Annotated in this window: 18 protein-coding genes; all 18 read right to left on the reverse strand. The window is 74.6% G+C overall.

Going from position 1 to position 17215, the window contains the following annotated elements:
* Window positions 1-9: 9 nt before the first annotated feature.
* Window positions 10-507 (reverse strand): hypothetical protein, encoded by a 498-nt coding sequence (locus ACXJKF_RS16540; protein ID WP_456788807.1) that lies wholly within the window; start codon window positions 505-507, stop codon window positions 10-12.
* A gap of 9 nt (window positions 508-516) precedes the next feature.
* Window positions 517-1788 carry a hypothetical protein gene (locus ACXJKF_RS16545; RefSeq protein ID WP_456788808.1) on the reverse strand — a complete coding sequence of 424 codons (1272 nt, stop codon included), beginning with the start codon at window positions 1786-1788 and terminating at the stop codon, window positions 517-519.
* A complete protein-coding gene (locus tag ACXJKF_RS16550) occupies window positions 1788-3575 on the reverse strand; it encodes a baseplate J/gp47 family protein (RefSeq protein ID WP_456788809.1) in 1788 nt (595 codons plus the stop codon). Before ACXJKF_RS16550 ends, ACXJKF_RS16545 begins: the two co-directional genes overlap by 1 nt.
* Window positions 3572-4024: a hypothetical protein gene (locus ACXJKF_RS16555; protein WP_456788810.1), complete on the reverse strand. Its 453-nt coding sequence runs from the start codon at window positions 4022-4024 to the stop codon at window positions 3572-3574. Before ACXJKF_RS16555 ends, ACXJKF_RS16550 begins: the two co-directional genes overlap by 4 nt.
* Complete coding sequence (locus ACXJKF_RS16560; RefSeq protein WP_456788811.1) at window positions 4021-4422, reverse strand: PAAR domain-containing protein; 402 nt, start codon at window positions 4420-4422, stop codon at window positions 4021-4023. Before ACXJKF_RS16560 ends, ACXJKF_RS16555 begins: the two co-directional genes overlap by 4 nt.
* Entirely contained in the window at window positions 4422-5078 is a 657-nt protein-coding gene (locus ACXJKF_RS16565; protein WP_456788812.1) for a phage baseplate assembly protein V, read from the reverse strand. The genes ACXJKF_RS16560 and ACXJKF_RS16565 overlap by 1 nt, the downstream gene beginning before the upstream one ends.
* Window positions 5075-6085 carry a hypothetical protein gene (locus tag ACXJKF_RS16570; RefSeq protein ID WP_456788813.1) on the reverse strand — a complete coding sequence of 337 codons (1011 nt, stop codon included), beginning with the start codon at window positions 6083-6085 and terminating at the stop codon, window positions 5075-5077. Before ACXJKF_RS16570 ends, ACXJKF_RS16565 begins: the two co-directional genes overlap by 4 nt.
* The gene (locus ACXJKF_RS16575; RefSeq protein ID WP_456788814.1) at window positions 6082-6750 is read right to left on the reverse strand and encodes a hypothetical protein; all 669 of its coding nucleotides are present in this window, start codon (window positions 6748-6750) and stop codon (window positions 6082-6084) included. Before ACXJKF_RS16575 ends, ACXJKF_RS16570 begins: the two co-directional genes overlap by 4 nt.
* On the reverse strand, window positions 6747-8051 hold the full coding sequence (locus ACXJKF_RS16580) for a hypothetical protein (RefSeq protein ID WP_456788815.1): 1305 nt from the start codon (window positions 8049-8051) through the stop codon (window positions 6747-6749). The genes ACXJKF_RS16575 and ACXJKF_RS16580 overlap by 4 nt, the downstream gene beginning before the upstream one ends.
* 12 nt (window positions 8052-8063) lie before the next feature.
* A complete protein-coding gene (locus ACXJKF_RS16585; protein ID WP_456788816.1) occupies window positions 8064-8444 on the reverse strand; it encodes a hypothetical protein in 381 nt (126 codons plus the stop codon).
* Window positions 8445-8454: 10 nt separating this feature from the next.
* Entirely contained in the window at window positions 8455-10149 is a 1695-nt protein-coding gene (locus ACXJKF_RS16590) for a hypothetical protein (protein WP_456788817.1), read from the reverse strand.
* Between the two features lie 143 nt (window positions 10150-10292).
* On the reverse strand, window positions 10293-10910 hold the full coding sequence (locus tag ACXJKF_RS16595) for a GNAT family N-acetyltransferase (RefSeq protein WP_456788818.1): 618 nt from the start codon (window positions 10908-10910) through the stop codon (window positions 10293-10295).
* Window positions 10907-11677, reverse strand: coding sequence for an HpcH/HpaI aldolase family protein (locus ACXJKF_RS16600; protein WP_456788819.1), 771 nt, complete (start codon window positions 11675-11677; stop codon window positions 10907-10909). The genes ACXJKF_RS16595 and ACXJKF_RS16600 overlap by 4 nt, the downstream gene beginning before the upstream one ends.
* On the reverse strand, window positions 11662-12456 hold the full coding sequence (locus ACXJKF_RS16605; RefSeq protein WP_456788820.1) for a 2-keto-4-pentenoate hydratase: 795 nt from the start codon (window positions 12454-12456) through the stop codon (window positions 11662-11664). The genes ACXJKF_RS16600 and ACXJKF_RS16605 overlap by 16 nt, the downstream gene beginning before the upstream one ends.
* On the reverse strand, window positions 12453-13553 hold the full coding sequence (hpaD, locus tag ACXJKF_RS16610) for a 3,4-dihydroxyphenylacetate 2,3-dioxygenase (RefSeq protein WP_456788821.1): 1101 nt from the start codon (window positions 13551-13553) through the stop codon (window positions 12453-12455). Before hpaD ends, ACXJKF_RS16605 begins: the two co-directional genes overlap by 4 nt.
* A 1-nt stretch (window position 13554) precedes the next feature.
* Window positions 13555-15039: a 5-carboxymethyl-2-hydroxymuconate semialdehyde dehydrogenase gene (hpaE, locus tag ACXJKF_RS16615; RefSeq protein WP_456788822.1), complete on the reverse strand. Its 1485-nt coding sequence runs from the start codon at window positions 15037-15039 to the stop codon at window positions 13555-13557.
* Between the two features lie 11 nt (window positions 15040-15050).
* The gene (locus tag ACXJKF_RS16620; protein WP_456788823.1) at window positions 15051-15755 is read right to left on the reverse strand and encodes a GntR family transcriptional regulator; all 705 of its coding nucleotides are present in this window, start codon (window positions 15753-15755) and stop codon (window positions 15051-15053) included.
* Window positions 15737-17200: a fumarylacetoacetate hydrolase family protein gene (locus ACXJKF_RS16625; RefSeq protein ID WP_456788824.1), complete on the reverse strand. Its 1464-nt coding sequence runs from the start codon at window positions 17198-17200 to the stop codon at window positions 15737-15739. The genes ACXJKF_RS16620 and ACXJKF_RS16625 overlap by 19 nt, the downstream gene beginning before the upstream one ends.
* Between the last annotated feature and the right edge of the window lie 15 nt (window positions 17201-17215).

The raw sequence follows: 17215 nt of genomic DNA on the forward strand, positions 1-17215 counted from the left end.
AGGCCCCCTTCATGTCAGCCACTGCAGGTCGCCGTACGGGAACTCGACCTCCCAGAACAGCGTGAGCTCGTGGTCGTCGCCCTTGTCGACGGGTGCGAAGACCACCCGGTTGTAGAGCACGGCGTCGCCGTCGCCCTGGGACACGAGGCCGGCCTCGCGGATCCGGCCGACGGCTGCGTCGTCGGGCAGCGTCGCCCGCACGCGGACCTGCACCACGCGCCGCTCCTCGACGACCGTCGCGGTGAACGCCGCCGTCGGGATCGCCGCGAGGGTCGCGCCGACCAGCGGGGTGTCGTCACCGCCGCCGTTGGTCAGCGCGGTGACGCCGACGTCGTCGGGGGTGTCGTCGTTGGTCCCCACGCCCATGTGCGTGATCGGGGTCCCGGTCCCCGCGAACAGGTCGGCGACGAGCTGCGCGCCGGTGGCCATCACCGTGTTGTGCGCGCGGCGCTCGTCGACCACCCGTCCTCCGGGGTCCGTGAGCTGCAGGTGCAGTCGGGCCTTCATCGTGTGCTCCTAGGTCAGGACTGAGCTGTCGAAGTCGGTCACGTCGAACGACGCGCCCGAGTCGGGCAGGGAGTCGGCGCCGGTAGGCCCGGCCGACCGGAACGTGCGTGGCCAGATCCCGACGAGCCGTGCCTCGCCCGGCTGGCGGTCGGTCAGGCCGCGCAGCACGACGTCGGTCCCGACGCCGGCACCCGCGGTGCGGTCCACCGCCGCGTCGAGCCCGGCCTCGAGGCGGCCGCGCGCTAGCACGCCGTCCTCGGTGGTGCCGGGGGCGGCGACGAGCGCGTGCGCGGGCAGCCGGATCTCCAGCGTCGCGGGCTGCGCCTCGACCCACGCCACGCGCGCGGCCATCTCCGCCGGCTGCGCGAACAGCGACCGGTCGAAGGACGTGGTGTCGAACCGGCCCTGCGCGAGCGTGTCGTCGGCCATCGCGAGCAGGTAGCGGCCCAGGCCGGGGGAGTCGTACGTCGCCAGCGGCAGGAACCACAGCGTGTTGAGGCCGCGGGCGAGCGCGCCGGCCTCCAGCGCCGGTGCCGGGTCGCCCGGGCCGCCGGCGCCGGCCACCAGGTCGGTCCACACCGTGAGCCGGTCGGTGACGTCGTGGCCGTCGAGGTCGGCGTGCAGCAGCGTGCGGTCGGCCGCGGACGGCGCGATCGTCAGGCGCTGCCCGAGGTCGACCGACCCCCGGAACAGCACGGCGTGCCCGGTCGTCCGGTTCACGACGAGCGGCGAGTGCTCGGGTGCACCGCCGACGCCCCGCAGCACGACGGCCCAGGGCGCGGGGTCGATGCCACGGTTGTCGACCTCCAGGTGCGCGAGGGGCTCCCAGCCACCCGCGGCCGGCAGCCGGGCGCCGCGCAGGCGCGAGGGGTTGTCGACGAGCTGCGGCCCGGACGGGTCGGTCGCCCACGCCTCGACCGGCCCGACGGTGCCGATGCCCGCGGCGCGCTGGAAGCCTGCGGCGTAGTCGGCGACCAGCACCCGCAGCGCCTCCCGGGTGACCGCTCCGAGCTGGAGGCGTGCCCGCACCAGGGCGTGCACCCACGCGCGGAACTCGCCGAGCCCGGCGTGGAACGGCTCCGGCCCGATGTCGAGGAGCGCCGCGAGCGCGACGGCCTCGTCCAGGTCCGGGGTGGAGTCGAACCAGTGGGCGCGCTGGACGCTGACGCCCGCCTCGTCGAGACCGTCGAGCTGCACGCCCCAGGTGCCGGCGAACGCGCCGACGACCTCGCCCTCGCGGTAGAGCGTGGGAAGGTGCTCGAGCACGGCATCGGTCCGCATCACGCGCCCCCTTCCCGGACCTCGATGGCGACGGATCGGATCTCGACCCGGTCGTCGGTGCCGACCGGGTGCGCCCCGAGCCCGTCGCCGAGCCGCAGGAAGCGGTCCCCGGCCTCGGTGGTGAGCGCGACGTCCGACCGGACCACCGCGAAGCGCGTGTCGTCCCGCACCGCGGCGATGAACCCGTCGACGGTGATGGCGGTGCCGGCGCCGAGGGTGCCCGCCCAGGAGCGCGCGGCGAGGCTCAGGGCCTGCTCGGCGTCGGCGGCGGTCACGCCCGGGGCGAGGTGCAGCGGGACGACGGCGTCGACCAGGACGTCGGCGCTCGGTCCGGTGCCGCTCTCCGTGGTGACGAGAAGGGTGAACGGCCGGACCGGTGCGAGCACGGTGCCGACAGGTGCCGTCACGCTCGCCTGCGGCTCTCCACCGACGGAGAGGATGAACGTCGCGTCCACGATCCGGGGGTCGGTCAACGCCGCGGCCGACAACGGCCCCTGCCGGGCGGTTCCTTCCGGTGGCACGTCGCGCAGCACTGCGGACACGCGTTCCTCGAGGGCCTCCTGCAGCGACACGAGCTCTGCTCCACCGACCCCGGAGCCGGCCAGGACGACCGTTGCCGTCACCTGGACGGGCTGCTTCGCCGTAGACACGGGGTTCACGCGGATCCCCGCCGGCCGAAGGTCGTCGATGCGCTCCTGCACGAGCGCGAGCACCTCCGGCGTCGGCTCGCCGTCGTAGCTGATGGACAGCGCGACCTCGCCGGGCACCCCGTGCGGGAACTCGGTCGCGGTCACGTCGAGCACGCCCTCGATGTTCTTCACGCCGAGGCGCAGCGCGTCGAGCGTGCCGCGCGCGGCGACGGACAGCGCACCCCGGGCGCGGCGACGCAGGTCGTCGTCCGTCTCGGGGCTGCCCGCAGCGGCGGCGGGGGACTCGTTGGTCACCGTCCCGACGCCGGCGATGAGCACCTCGAGCCGGTCCAGCGCGCCCGCCCCGACCGGGGTCGTCGCGGGGGAGACCGCGGCGGCGAGCACCTCGCGCGAGTCCTCGCCCGGCTCGAGCAGCAGCGGGACGGTCGTCGCGTAGCGGTTGCTCTCCGCGTCCGAGACCACCGTCCCGACGGGTACGGCGATGCGGCCCGTCGAGCCGGCGGACCGGGCGAACCTGACGCGGGCGGTCGGCACGCCCCCGGGACGGCGGCTCACCCCGACGAGCGCGACCACCTTGTCCAGCGACGAGCCCTGCGCGGTCTCCAGGTACGCCGAGCGGTACACCGCGTCGAGCTGCAGCTCCACCAGCGCCAGCTCGCGCGCGACCGACTCGAGCAGCGTCCGGGCGACCGAGCCGACGTTGAGGTCGGTGATGGGCGCCGGCCGGGCCTGCGACGGGTAGTAGTTGACGACGACCGTCGAGCCGGTGGGTGGGCGCCGACCGGTGGGCCGGAACCGGATGGCGTCCCGCTCGGTGCCGTTCTGCCCGGTGGCGACCACCTCGAAGTCGGCGTCCGTGAACCGGTACGGCACCGGCACCGTCTCGCTCACCGCAGCACCCTGCGCGTCGCGCACGACGTCGCCGTTGGCGTCGCGCAGGGGCCGCACCACGTCGACGACGCCCTGCAGGTGGCTGACCCGGCGGATCGGACGGTCCGCCAGCGTGTCGAGCACGACGAGGTCGCCCGCCGGGACGGTGACCACCTCGCGCACGGTGCCGCCCGTGAGCGTCGTCAGCGTGTCCCGCACGATCTCGGGGTAGGGGCGCGGCGAGAAGCCGTCCGGCAGGCCGGTCACAGGTCCACCCCCAGTCCGACGGCGAGCGGGTCGCCGCCCTCGACGGGCTGCACGGTCAGCACGAAGCGCAGCTCGGACGGGTGCTCGGACGCGATCTCGAACTCGAGCCCGACGACGGTGTCGAGCACCCGCGGCTCGGCCGCGACGGCCTCGAGGACGAACGCCTTGCACCGTGCGCGGTTCGCCTCGTTCTTGGGCTCGCCGATCAGCTCGTGCAGCCGGGAGCCGTACTCGCTGTGCCCGAGGTCGGCGAGCGCACCGCGGGGCGTGAGCAGCCGCAGGACGAGCGCCTGCCCCAGGTTGTGCCGGCCGTCGAGCAGCTGCGGTCCGTCGAGCGCACGGTCGACGACGCCGGCGCCGATCCGCAGGTCCAGCGGGGCGGTGTCGTGGGCGCCCATGGCCGGCGGGCCGAGGAGCACCCGCAGGTCCGAGCCGAGGACGTCGTTCATCCCGCCATCACCGTCCCGACCGGCCCGACGATCGCGCCCACCGGCTGGTCCGACGGGTCGTTGCAGGTCGTCACCTGGTCGCCCACCCGCGCTACCCCTTTGCCGCCGATCGTCACCGTGCTCGACGCCTGCGTGACCGTGCCCTCGTCGGAGGGGGGCGACTGGAACGAGACACCGGGCGGCATCGCGATGTGCGGCGGGTTGTTCTTGGCCACGCTGTCGAGCGTCGCGACCGGCTGACCGCCGACCTTCACGGTGGGCACCGTCGCGCTCGTGACCGCGCCGACGAACGGGTGCGGCAGCGGAGTGGGCACCGAGCCTGCCGGCGTCGGGACCAGCACGATGTGCGTGTCGACCGCGACGACGTTGGCGTTCTTGCCGACCACCGGGGCGCCCATCAGTTCATCTCCACGGCGGCGCCGGAGAGCTTGACCTTGCTGGACCCGTCGATGACGATCTCGGGCGCCTTGAGCATGAGCTTCGTCGACGCCTCGATGCTGACCTCGCCGTTGCCGCCGAGGGTCAGGACGCTGTCGGACGCCTTCGCGGTCACCGTGCCGGGGGACGCGCCGTCGACGACGAGCTCGCAGTCGCCGATCGTCAGGGTGGCCTTGTCCTTGGTCAGCTCGATGACCGTGTCGCCGACCGTCAGGGTCAGCACCGGCGCGGACGGGTCCACCTGGAGGTCGACCGCCGGGTCGTCGGAGCCGGGTGGGAGCTGTAGGACGAGCGTGCCGGTGGCGTGCTCCGGGGGCTGCAGGTCGCGGTGGTACAGGCAGCCGACGACGATGCCCGCGTGCGGGTCGCCGTCGGCGAACGCCACCACGACGAGGTCGCCCACCGCGGGGATCGCGACGAAGCCGAGCGCCCCGACCGCCACCGGCAGGCGTGGGACAACGACGCCGCTGTCGCGCAGCTCGACGCTCACGGCGTGGTCGTGGCTGCCGGCGACGCTCGTGTGCGCCTCGGTCACCGTGCCGATCGTGACCCAGGAGCGCGCGTCGGCCTCGTGCCGCGCGATCCGCGCGACCGCGTCGTACAGCAGGTCGGTCACAGCAGCCCTCCCACCCCGCCGAGCAGCCCGCCCAGCAGATCGTCCGGTGCACCGGCGGCCACACCCTCCAGGACGGTCGTCGCGACGCCCGGCGCCAGCTCGTGCCGGACGGAGACCAGCAGCCACGGCCCGGCCTGGTCCGGGGACGTCGTCTCGTCGATCCGCACCACGTCACCCGGCCGGCGCGCCGGCTGGAGCCAGCACGTGCCGCGCATCCGGGTCGTCGCCGCGGCGCGCCTGCTCGCCGCGCCCCGGGCCGCGAGGTCGACGTCGGTGCGCGTGCGGAGCACGGCGTCCGGGCTCCAGGTGCGGGACGCGTCGGGGTCGTCGGCGCCGGTCACCGCGTCGGTGCTGGGCACCCACGCGTCGGGCGCGAGGGCCGCGCCGGAGCCACCGGCCCCGACGGGCGCGAAGTCGTGCCCGGGCTGGTGCGTCGAGACGGTGAACGACGTGAACTCGCGGTCGAGGCGCATCGCCGCGGTGGGAAGTCCGACCGGCCAGGCGATCACGGTGAGGCGCCCGTCCGCGTCGACGGCCGCGACCGCGTCGGAGCGGCGGGCGATGGCGGCGACGTGCTCGGCGGCCGTCCGTCGCGGGTCCGCCACGTACGCAGCGGTCTGGGTGAGCGCCGCGATCAGGCCCGTGTCCGCGGACGCGAGGTCGGCGAGCTTGCCGACCACCTGCACCCCGGTCAGCCCGTTGTACGTCTCGGCGGGCCGGGCCGCGGCGAGCGCGGCACCCGCGTCCGTGACGACGACGACCGCACCGGTCGTGGTCCGTTCGAGGTGGTCCACCGTCCCGGTGACCACGACCGCCGCGCCGTCCCCGCCGTCGAGCTCGACGCTCGCGTGCGAGCCCGCGGCCGCCGGGACGTCGACCCCCGCCGCGATCGCGACCTCGACCCGGTTGACCCCCGGGAGCAGCGTGAGCTCGGCGGCGACCGACCGGACCTGGACGGTGTACCGCAGGTCGTCGAGCGTCACCGTCGCGCTGGTGGTCAGGGTCATGTGCCGAACACCCCGCCGAGCGCCTCGAGCGCCGTCCCCAGCTGCCCGCCGGCGCTCTCGATGGAGCGCGTCACGTCCTCGACGGGGGCGAGGATGCCGTCGAGGTTGAGGTCGGCGAGCCCGGCGAGCGCGGACAGCGCGTCCACGGCCGCCAGCGCCCCCTCGACCGCGCCGGCGACGTCCGACGCGAGGTCGGCGAGATCGCCGAGCAGGTCCGTGTCGAAGCCCAGGTCGCCGAGCCCGAAGTCGTCCAGGCCCCCGAACCCGGCCAGCTGCGCGGGCGGGGGCAGGGGAGGGCTCTCCGCGAGGTCGAGGTGCACCTCGACGACACCGGGCCGGCCGGCCACCTCGCTCGCGGCGAGCCGGGTGACGACGACCTGCTGCAGGTCGAGCGCGGTGACGATGTCGGCGGTGAACGTCGTCGCCTCCCCGGAGGCCGCCAGGGTCTGCAGGGAACCGAGGTCGTCGAGCGCGGTGGGGCCGGTGAGCAGCGCGGAGATCGCCACCCGGTGGCTCGGCCGGCCGCTGCGCTGCTGCGCGTGGCCCTGCAGCCCCAGCACCGGCACGTCGACGAAGCCGGCGTCGAGGGCGTGGTCGACGCGCTGCGCGGCGGTGAGGGTGACGTCGCCGATGACCGGCATCGGTCGCGCGGCGGTCTCGCTCATCGCCGCACCCCCCGTAGGTCGGCCGCGCGGTGCAGCGACAGGGCGACGTCGTCGACCGACGCGCGGGCCGCGGCGGAGCGCGGGGTGGCGGAGCCCTCGTGCGCCACGGACGACGGGACGGTCGCCGGGCGTGCTCCAGGGTCGAGGACGGCGAGCGACGGCGATGCCGCGCGCTGCGGTGGCGCCGTCGGCGGACGACTGTCCGGGCCGCTCCACGACGACCGCGCACCGGAGGTGCCGGCAGGACGCGGGACCGGCGTCGGCGGTACCGGGGCACCCCAGCGGTCCGCGTACGCAGCGGCGACGGGCGCTGGTGCGACCTCCGGGTGCGTGCCGGTCCACGCACCGGCGAGCGGGGTCGGCGACGGTGCAGGTGCGCGCCGGTCGGCGGTGCCGGTGACGACCACCGGGACGGACCAGTCGGTCCGCACCCCCGTTCGGCCCGTGGGGCCCGGTGCTCCGGCGAGACCGGTGGCACCCGCCGCGATCCGGGGTCGCCCGGCAGTGTGCAGGACGGTGTCCGAGCCTCGGGGGGTCGCGACCGTGCCACCCGCGGCAGGGGTCGGCCCGAGGACGGGATCCGTGGGTCGCCCGGCCTCGGGCTCCTCGGGTGCCCTCGCCCACCCGTGCAGGCTCGCGTGCGCGGGCTCGGGGCGACCGCCCGGGGCGTCGTCGACCTGTGCGTCGACCAGCGCGTCGGCCCAGGTGTCGACGCCGCTCTCCGCCCCCGGCTCCAGCGCTGCCGCGTCGAGCAGCAGGGCGCGCAGGAGGGTCACGTCGAGCGGCTCCCGCGCCCGGTCGAGCAGGGTCTGCGCGAGCCGGTCGCGGACCTGCGCGGGCTCAGCCGACTCGTCGTCCGGCAGGCCCGACAGGGGGAGCCGGGTCCACCCGTCGTCCTGCTCGACGGCGCGGGCGAGCTCCGCCGCCAGGTCGTCGGCGTCCGCGGCCGCGAGCCCGTCGGCTCCCGGTCCCAGGACGCGGGCAGCGAGCACACGCGTCCGCGCGAGCGGCCCCTCGTGCGACGCACCCGCGAGGTCGAGCGCGACGGCCTCGACCGCGGCGGCGGCGCGCTCGTCGGCGGGGAGCGCGACGTCGCTCGCGGCGCCCCCGACCAGCCGGGCGATCGCCCGGGCGTCGTCCTCCGCCAGCGCGACCAGCCGGTCCCGCTCGCCGAGCCCCAGCCGGCGCAGCGTCACCCCGAGCAGCGCGACGCGCCCGTCGGGCAGCGGCCCGCCGGGAAACGTCGCCGCGCCGACGCGCACGCGCCCGTCACCCGCGAGGAGCCTGACCGGACCGCTCATGGTGGGCAGACCTCACCGCTCTTCGCGCACGCGCGTCGCAGTGAACGCGTACACGGTCTCGCCGTGGCCGCCCGCGCTCATCGCGAACGACTTCTCGGTGAGCAGGCACTCGTCGAAGCTCACCGTCACGGTGGTGCCGCCCTGCCGCAGCGGGGCGGTGATCTGGAAGAAGTCGTCGCCGACCAGGCCGTCCAGGTCCGGCGCCGACGAGGCGACGCGGATGCGCCCCTCGACGGCGCGCGGCCCGGTGACCACGCCGATCCGCTCGGACGAGCCGAGCGCGTAGAGGTCCTGGCGGACGGTCGTGGAGCGGTGCTCCACGGAGCGCACGCCCTCGACGGCGGTGCCGTTGACCAGGACGGAGCTCTCGTTGGCTGCGTACACGGTGGGCATGGCGTGCCTCTCAGTTCTTCACGCGGATGGTGGCGTAGACGAAGTCGATGGCCCGGACCGGCCGCACCGCGATGTCGATGCGGACGTTGCCCTGGGCGAAGTCGAGCTGGGTCGAGTAGACGTCGACCAGGAAGGCCGGGTCGGTCCCGTCGGTCGACGGCACGAGCTCGCCCGCGCGTTCCATGCGCGTGAAGGTCGCGACGATCTGCTGCCGGAGCGCTGTGCGGGCGTCGACGGTGTTGAGCTGGCCGATGAAGTTCTCGGCGATCGCCTTGACCTCGCGCACGCACGCGTCGGCGACGCGCGTGACCGAGATCTGGTCGCCGCTCGTGTCCAGCCCGCGCAGCACGATCACCCCCCGACCGGCCCGTGCCGCGACGACGACGACGTTGTGCGTCGGGCCGAGCAGCCGGTTGAGCTCGCTGTCGGAGTACTTGGCGGGAGTGACGCCGAAGAGCGGCACGTTCTTGAACGTCGGCGAGACCGACGGTCCCGTGCGGGCGATCGCACCCAGCACCGCACCCGCCGCACCGGCGGGAGTGACCAGCACGAACCTCCGGTTGCGCACGCCCGCGGCGTGGTCGCGGATGCGGTCCAGGCTGGGCTGCTCGACGCCGGTGACGGAGCCGAACGCGATGCGCGGGGCGCCCGCGTCGGACTGCGCGACCGCGTGCGCGACGAGGGCCTGGTGCACCGTCTGCACGAACGCCTCCGTGCGGGTGGGCTCCAGCGCGGCGAGCACGAGGCTGATGCGAGGGTCCTCGGCGAGGAGGTTGATCGCGTCCTGGTAGTCCGCCGCCGACGGTGACGTGCCGCCGGCCAGCAGCGTCGGGCTGATCGCGACGGGCAGCCGGTCCGCCGCCGCCAGCGACGACGCCTGGACCACGTGGATCAGCGCGCTCTCGCGCAGGATCACCGCGGGCAGGTAGTTGGCGGAGTCGGGGTTCATGGTCAGGCGCGTGAACTCCTCCTCCTGCGCGCCGTCCCGGAACACCCGGACGCGGATGTTGTCCGCGGACGGCGACAGGATCTCCACCGTCAGCCCTGCCGCGTCGACCTGGGGCTCGGGGAACAGGGTGAACAGCGTCTGCGCCGCGCCGCTGCGCTGCACGGCCACCCCGGTCCCGTCGGCGGGCAGCACGAACGTGCCGGCCGAGGGCAGGCCGTCCGCGAGCGAGGGGTCGAGCGCGACGAGGTAGAGCGAGCGGGTGTTCAGGGTGTCGAACAGGTCCTGGTGGGAGCCGGGCTCGACCACGAGGTCGGCGAACTCCTCGACCACCTGACCGGCGCGGAAGACCCGCAGGCTGACCCGGACGGTCTCCCCGGCCGCGTTGAGCACCGTCCGGACGTCGACCGCGACCTGGTGCGCCCACGTGCCCACGGACCGTGCGCGGAGCAGCACCGCGTCGGTGGACACCGCGTTGCGCAGCACGAGCGAGGCGGCGCCACCGCCGCTGACGGGTGCGACCAGCACCTCGGACGCCCCGTTGCCGAGCGCGTGCACGATCTCGGGAGCCGACGCGACCGTGCCCGGTCCGAGGCTGCCGTGGATCTCTGCGGCACGGCTCAGGCCCACGAGGGCCGCGGGCGTCGGTGGTCGGTCGACGATCGCGGCGATGCCGACCACGCCCGACGACGCCGGCAGCGGTGGCAGGACGTCGAATCTCGTCTCGACCTGAACCCCGGGTACGACGAGCGTCGCCATGGCATCCTCCGGTCTCACGCAACGACCGGCCGCCGCGACTACGGCGACCCCGGGGGATCCGGCAGGACGCCCCCGTCGGGGAGCATCCGCCCGTCGGCGCCTCAGTCCCGTCACGGCCGCGTCACGACGCGGGCGCGGACCCCTTACGCGCGACCGGGGTGGCGCAGCCCGTGCATCACCGGACCCCGCTCGCCGAGCCGGACCGAGCCCACCCGGACGAACCCCCGCGCCTCGTAGAAGCGCACGTTGGCGTCCACGGTGGTGTTCACGTGCGCGGGAAGGCCTGCGGGGAGCGTGTCGAGCGCCGCGCTGACGAGCGCCGCGCCCGTGCCGCGCCCGCGCTGGTCGGCGTCGACCCCGAGGAGGTGCAGCAGCGCGTGCGGCTCGTCGGGGAGCTGTCCGCTCATCGCCTCGAAGCCGGAGCGGATGCTCGCGACCCGCTCGGCGGGCAGCAGGAGGTCGAGCATCGACCGACCCGGGGTCGCGGGGCCGCCGTCGGCCGCGACGGGCGCGGTGCCGGGCACCGACCACGCCGCGGCGCCGACGGCACGCTCGTCGTCCAGCGCCAGCCACGTGGTGCCGGCCAGGGTGTACGTCTCGACGGGTGCCCAGAGAAACGTGGCCACGGCGGCCTCGCGGTGCGGGTGGTCACCGAAGATCCAGTCCATGAGCGGGTCGCGCGCGAGGGCACGGGCCAGCACGGAGCGGACCGCGGGCAGGTCGGCCGGGACCGCGGGCCGCACGCGCGGTCCGGTGCTCACAGGATCTGCTCGGCGAGCGACTCCGACCCCCGGGCGAGGAGCGTCACGTCGGCGCCGACGAGCACGAACGAGGCACCGGCGGCGGCGTACGAGCGCGCGAGGGCCGGGTCGAACGCGTTGACGCCGACGGGCTTGCCCGCCGCGCGCACGGCCTCGAACGTGCGGTGGACCGCGGCGACGACGTCCGGGTGGCCCTGCTGGCCGAGCAGCCCCATCGAGGCGGCGAGGTCGGACGGCCCCACGAAGACGCCGTCGACGCCGTCGACGGACGCGATCGCCCCGGCGGCGGCCACGCCCTCGGCCGTCTCGACCTGCACGACCAGCGACACGTGCTCGTCGGCGTCCTCGAGGTACCGGTCGACCCGGTTCCACCGGGCGGAGCGGGCGAGCGCCGAGCCGACGCCGCGGCGCCCGCGGGGCGGGTAGCGCACGGCCTCGACGACGGCCCGCGCCGCGTCGGCCGACGAGACCATGGGCACGAGCAGGTTCTGCGCCCCGAGGTCCAGGACCTGCTTGATCGCGACGACGTCGCCGGTCGGCACCCGGACCACCGGGGTGACCGGGTAGGCGGCGACGGCCTGCAGCTGCGCGAGCACGGACTCCAGCCCGTTCGGCGAGTGCTCCATGTCCACGAGCAGCCAGTCCAGCCCGGAGCCCGCGCAGATCTCCGCAACCAGCGGGCTGCCCGTGCAGACCCACATGCCGACGAGGGGGGCGTCGGCCCGCGCGAGGGCGTCGCGGAACGTCGGCGTCAGGTGAAGCGGCATGTGATCGTCCCCAGGTCGCGGTAGTCGGCCAGCACGGTGTCACCAGGCTGCACCCAGATCGGCCGCGTGAAGGAGCCGGCGAGCACGAGCTCACCGGCGTCGAGGCGGTCGCCGTGCTGGGCCAGCTTGTTCGCCAGCCACGCGACGCCGCGGGCGGGGTGGTCGAGCACGGCCGCGGCGACGCCGGACTCCTCGACGGTGCCGTTCCGGTACAGCAGCGCGGCCACCCAGCGCAGGTCGACGTCGTCGGGCCGGACGGGGGTGTCCCCGAGCACCATCGCGCCCATCGCGGCGTTGTCGCTGATGGTGTCGACGATGGTGCGGCCGGGGAGCTCGATGCGGGACGAGAGGATCTCGAGGGCCGGCACCACGTGCTCCGTCGCGCGCAGGACGTCGGCGACGGTCGCGTCGGGACCGTCGACGGGCTCGGCCAGCCGGAACGCCAGCTCGACCTCGATGCGGACGTTCGAGAACCGTCCGTGCTCGATCACGGCACCGCTCGGGTAGACCATGTCGGCGAAGATCGCGCCGTAGTCGGGCTCGTCGATGCCCGTCGCGGCCTGCATCACCTTCGACGTCAGGCCGATCTTGCGGCCGACGAGCCGCCGGCCGGCCGCCACCCCTCGGCGCCGCCACTCGCCCTGCACCGCGTACGCGTCGTCGACGGTCATCCCGGGGTGGCGCGCGGTCAGGAGCGGCACCGTGGTCCGGTCCCGCTCCGCGACGGCCAGCTCGTCGGCGATCGCCGTGAGGGTCTCGGTCCCGAGCGTGCGGGTCACAGCTGGTGCCCCAGCTTGTACTCGCCCTGCTTCCAGCTGGGGAGCTCGTCGGGGGCGTCACCCTTGCGGGTGTAGGAGAACCCGTCGGCCCCGATGGTCACCTCCATCTCGCTGGAGTCGGTGCGCGCGAGGACCGGCTGCGGGACCCCGTCGAGGTCGAGGACGAGGGACGCCTCGGTGTACCAGGAGGGGACCACCGGGTTGCCCCACCAGTCCCGGCGCTGGTTGTCGTGGACGTCCCACGTGACCACCGGGTTGTCCGGGTCGCCCGTGTAGTAGTCCTGCGTGTAGATCTCGATGCGGTGCCCGTCGGGGTCGCGCAGGTACAGGTAGAACGCGTTGGACACACCGTGGCGCCCGGGTCCGCGCTCGATCCGGTCGGAGAGCCGCAGCGCACCGAGCTTGTCGCAGACGGCCAGGATGTTGTGCTTCTCGTGCGTGGCGAACGCGACGTGGTGCAGGCGCGGTCCGTCGCCCCCGGTCATCGCGGTGTCGTGCACCGTCGGCTTGCGACGCATCCACGCGGCGTAGGTGGTGCCCGCCTCGTCCTGGATGTCCTCGGTCACCCGGAACCCGAGGTCCTCCATGTACGCCACGGCGCGCGGCACGTCGGGGGTGACCTGGTTGAAGTGGTCCAGGCGCACGAGCGTGCCCGGGGTGTACAGGTCGTAGCGCCAGGCGAGCCGCTCGACGTGCTGGACGTCGTGGAAGAACTCGTAGGGGAACCCCAGCGGGTCCTGGACGCGCACCGAGTCCCCGACACCGGCGACGAACCCCTCCGGCCGCCGCTCGACCCGGCACCCGAGCTCGCCGTAGAACGCGACCGCCCTGTCGAGGTCCGCAGGGGAGCGGACCCGGTACGAGAGGGCGGCGACCGCCGCGACCGGGCCGGCGCGCAGGACGAGGTTGTGGTGGATGAACTCCTCGAAGCTGCGCAGGTAGACGGTGTCCTCGTCCTCCTCGGTCACGACGAGGCCGAGGACGTCGACGTAGAAGTGCCGGGAGGCCGCGAGGTCGGTGACGACGAGCTCCATCGACGCCGCCCGCAGGATGTCCGGCGGCGGCGACGACGGTGTGGGGACGGGGTTCGCGGTCACGTCAACGACCCTTTCCGAACGTCGGGTGGTGCATCTCGCCGAGCGTGACGTGCACGGCCTGCTGGTGGGTGTAGAAGTCGATCGACCGGTACCCGCCCTCGTGGCCGAGACCGGACGCCTTCACGCCGCCGAACGGGGTGCGCAGGTCCCGGACGTTGTTGCTGTTCAGCCAGACCATCCCTGCCTCGACCGCCTGGGCGAAGGTGTGCGCCCGCCGCAGGTCGCTGGTCCACACGTAGGCCGCGAGCCCGTAGGCCACGCCGTTGGCCAGCGCCAGCGCCTCCTCGTCGGTGTCGAACGGGGTGATGGCGACGACCGGGCCGAAGATCTCCTCCTGGAAGATCCGGGCGTCCGGCGGGACGTCCGCGAACACGGTGGGTGCGACGTAGTTGCCGGTCGGGAAGCCGTCGGGCCGCCCACCGCCGGCGACGAGGCGCCCCTCGCTCTTGCCGATCTCGATGTAGCGCATGACCTTCGCGTGGTGCTCGGGGTGCACGAGCGCGCCGACCTCGGTGCTCGCCTCGTTCGGGGGGCCGACGACGACCCGTTCCGCCTGCGCGGCGTAGCGCTCGACGAACTCGTCGTAGACCTCGCGCTGCACGAGGATCCGGCTGCCCGCCGTGCACCTCTCGCCGTTGAGGGAGAACACCCCGAAGATCGTGGCGTCGATCGCCTCGTCGAGGTCGGCGTCGGCGAAGACCACGGCCGGGGACTTGCCGCCCAGCTCCATCGAGAGGCCCTTCAGGTGGGGCGCCGCGTTCGCGAAGATGAGCTGCCCGGTGCGGCTCTCGCCCGTGAAGGAGATGAGCGGGACCCCGGGGTGCTTCACCAGCGCGTCGCCCGCCTCCTCGCCGATCCCGTGCACGAGGTTGAACACCCCGTCCGGCAGGCCGGCCTCCTCGAAGATCCCGGCCCACAGGGACGCCGACAGCGGCGTGAACTCCGCCGGCTTGAGGACCACGGTGTTGCCGGTGGCCAGCGCGGGTCCGAGCTTCCACGACTCGAGCATGAACGGGGTGTTCCACGGCGTGATCAGCCCGGCGACGCCGATGGGCTTGCGGTTGACGTAGTTGAGCTGGCGACCGGGCACCTTGAACGCGTCGTCGGTCTGGGCGACCACGAGGTCCGCGAAGAACCGGAAGTTCTCGGCGGCCCGCCGTGCCTGGCCCAGCGCCTGGGTGATCGGCAGGCCGGAGTCGAAGCTCTCCAGCTCGGCGAGCCGGGCGTCGCGCGACTCGACGATGTCCGCGACGCGGTTCAGGACCCGCGACCGTTCGCGCGGCAGCATCCGCGGCCACGGCCCCTCCTCGAACGCGTGTCGGGCGGCGCGGACAGCCCGGTCGACGTCCTGCGCCTTGCCCGCCGCGGCGTGCAGGTACGTCTCGTTCGACACCGGGTCGAGGACGGCGAACGTCCCGCCGTCCGCGGAGTCGACGTGCTCACCCCCGATGTAGTGCTGGAGGTGCTCGGGAAGGTCGGCAGGCATGGGGTCGCCTCTCACGGTGCGGTCGGCACGCCGGGTCCGACCGGCGTCTCGTCGGGGTGCTGGTGGCTCAGGTAGGCGGCGAGCGTGGCGGAGCGGTGCGAGCGGGCCGCGTGCTCGACGGCCGCCAGGGCGGCGCCGGACTCGATCAGGTCCAGGAGCGCCTCGTGCTCACGCACCGACTCCTGCGCGCGGCCGGGCACGAAGCTGAACGTCGAGTCCCGCAGGCGGCCCAGCCGGACCCACTCGGACTCGACCAGCGCGAGCAGGTGCGGGTTGGGGCAGGCGGCGAAGAGCACGGCGTGGAACCGGTGGTTCACCGACGTGAACAGCCGCGGGTCGAAGTCGTCGAGCGACTCGACGAGGCGGCGGTTGAGCGCGCGCGCCTGCCGGACGTCGTCGGCGGTGAGGTGCCGGGCCGCGAGCGCGGTGGCCGCTCCCTCGAGGATGGCCAGCGTCTCCATGCTGTGCCGGTACTGCGAGTCGTCGATCATGGACACGCGCGCCCCGACGTTGCGCTCGAACGTCACCAGGCCCTCGGCCTCGAGCCGGCGGATCGCCTCCCGCACCGGCACCACGCTCATGCCGAGCTCGTGGGCGACGGACGCGAGGACGAGGCGGTGCCCCGGGGTGAGCTCCTCGGCCGCGATCCGCTCCTTGAGCGAGTGGTACGCGTGCTGCGACTTGCTCCGCGCCTCGCTCACCGGCTCGCGCGCCATGCGTCGTACCTCGCTCTCCAGCGGGCGTCCATCGGGAACAGGCCGTCGACCGGGTGCCCGGCGGCGACCTGGGTGGCGATCCAGCCGTCCTCCTCCTCCTGGGCGAGCGCCGCGTCGACGACCTCCTCGACCAGCGCGGGCGGGATGACGACGACGCCGTCCCCGTCCCCGACGACGACGTCACCGGGCTCGACGGTGGTCCCGCCGCACGCCACGGCGACGTCGACGTCCCACGGCACGTGCCGGCGGCCGAGGACGGCAGGGTGCGCGCCCGCCGAGTAGACGGGGATGCCGACGGCCGCGACGGCGGCGTGGTCGCGGACGCCGCCGTCGGTGACGATGCCGGCCGCGCCGCGCGCGTGGGCTCGCAGGGCGAGGATGTCGCCGAGCGTGCCGGACCCGGTCTCGCCGCGCGCGTCGATGACGATCACCTCGCCCTCGCGGACGGTGTCGAACGCGCGCTTCTGGGCGTTGTGGCCGCCGCCGTGGCTCGCGAACAGGTCCTCGCGGCCGGGCAGGAACCGGACGGTGCGCGCGGTGCCGACGAGCTTGGTGCCGGGATGCATCGGCCGCACGCCGTCGATGGTCACCTGGTTGAGGCCGCGCTTGCGCAGCTGCGCACTGAGTGCCGCGACCGGTGCGCGCAGGAGCTTGTCCCGCACCTCGGCCGTGAGGCCAGGTGCCGGCGGCACGCCCCACGCCTCGGCGCGCTGGACGTCGTCGACGGCCGGCAGCGACCCCAGCGCACCGTCGAGCCGGTGCTCGCCCTGCACGACGGTGGTGACGAGCCGACCGGAGGTCGGTGCCCCGGTCGCGGACGGCGCGTCGACCTCGACCTCGACGACGTCCCCGGGGACGACGACGGACGAGCCGGCGGGCGTGCCGGTGAGGATCACGTCGCCGGGCTCGAGCGTCAGGTGCTGCGAGAGGTCGGCGACGAGCTGGGGGAGCGTGAACAGGAGGCCGGCGGTGGTGTCGTCCTGGCGGAGCTCGCCGTTGACCCACGTGCGCAGGCGCAGGGCGTCCGGGGCGAGCCCGCGGGCGTCGATCAGGCCGGGGCCGACCGGCGTGAACCCGTCGCCGCCCTTGGACCGGACGTTGGAGCCCTTGTCGTTCGCGCGCAGGTCGTACAGCCCGAGGTCGTTCGCCGCGGTGACCCACGCGACGTGGTCCCAGGCGTCGGCCAGGGCGACGCGCCGGGCGGTGGTGCCGATGACGAGCGCGATCTCGCCCTCGAAGGCGAGGAGCTCGGTGCCGTGCGGGCGTTCGACCGTGCTGCCCGAGGACGCCACGGAGCTCGACGGCTTGAGGAAGTACGACGGGTGCGTCGGGCGGCGGCCGCGCTGGTCGGCGCGCGAGGCGTAGCTCAGGTGGATCGCCACGACCTTCCCCGGTCGCCCGGGGAGCGCGGAGAACCGGAGGTCCGTCCCGGTGCTGTCGGTCATGTGCATCTCGCCCCT

The sequence above is a fragment of the Cellulomonas sp. P5_C5 genome, from assembly GCF_054049655.1.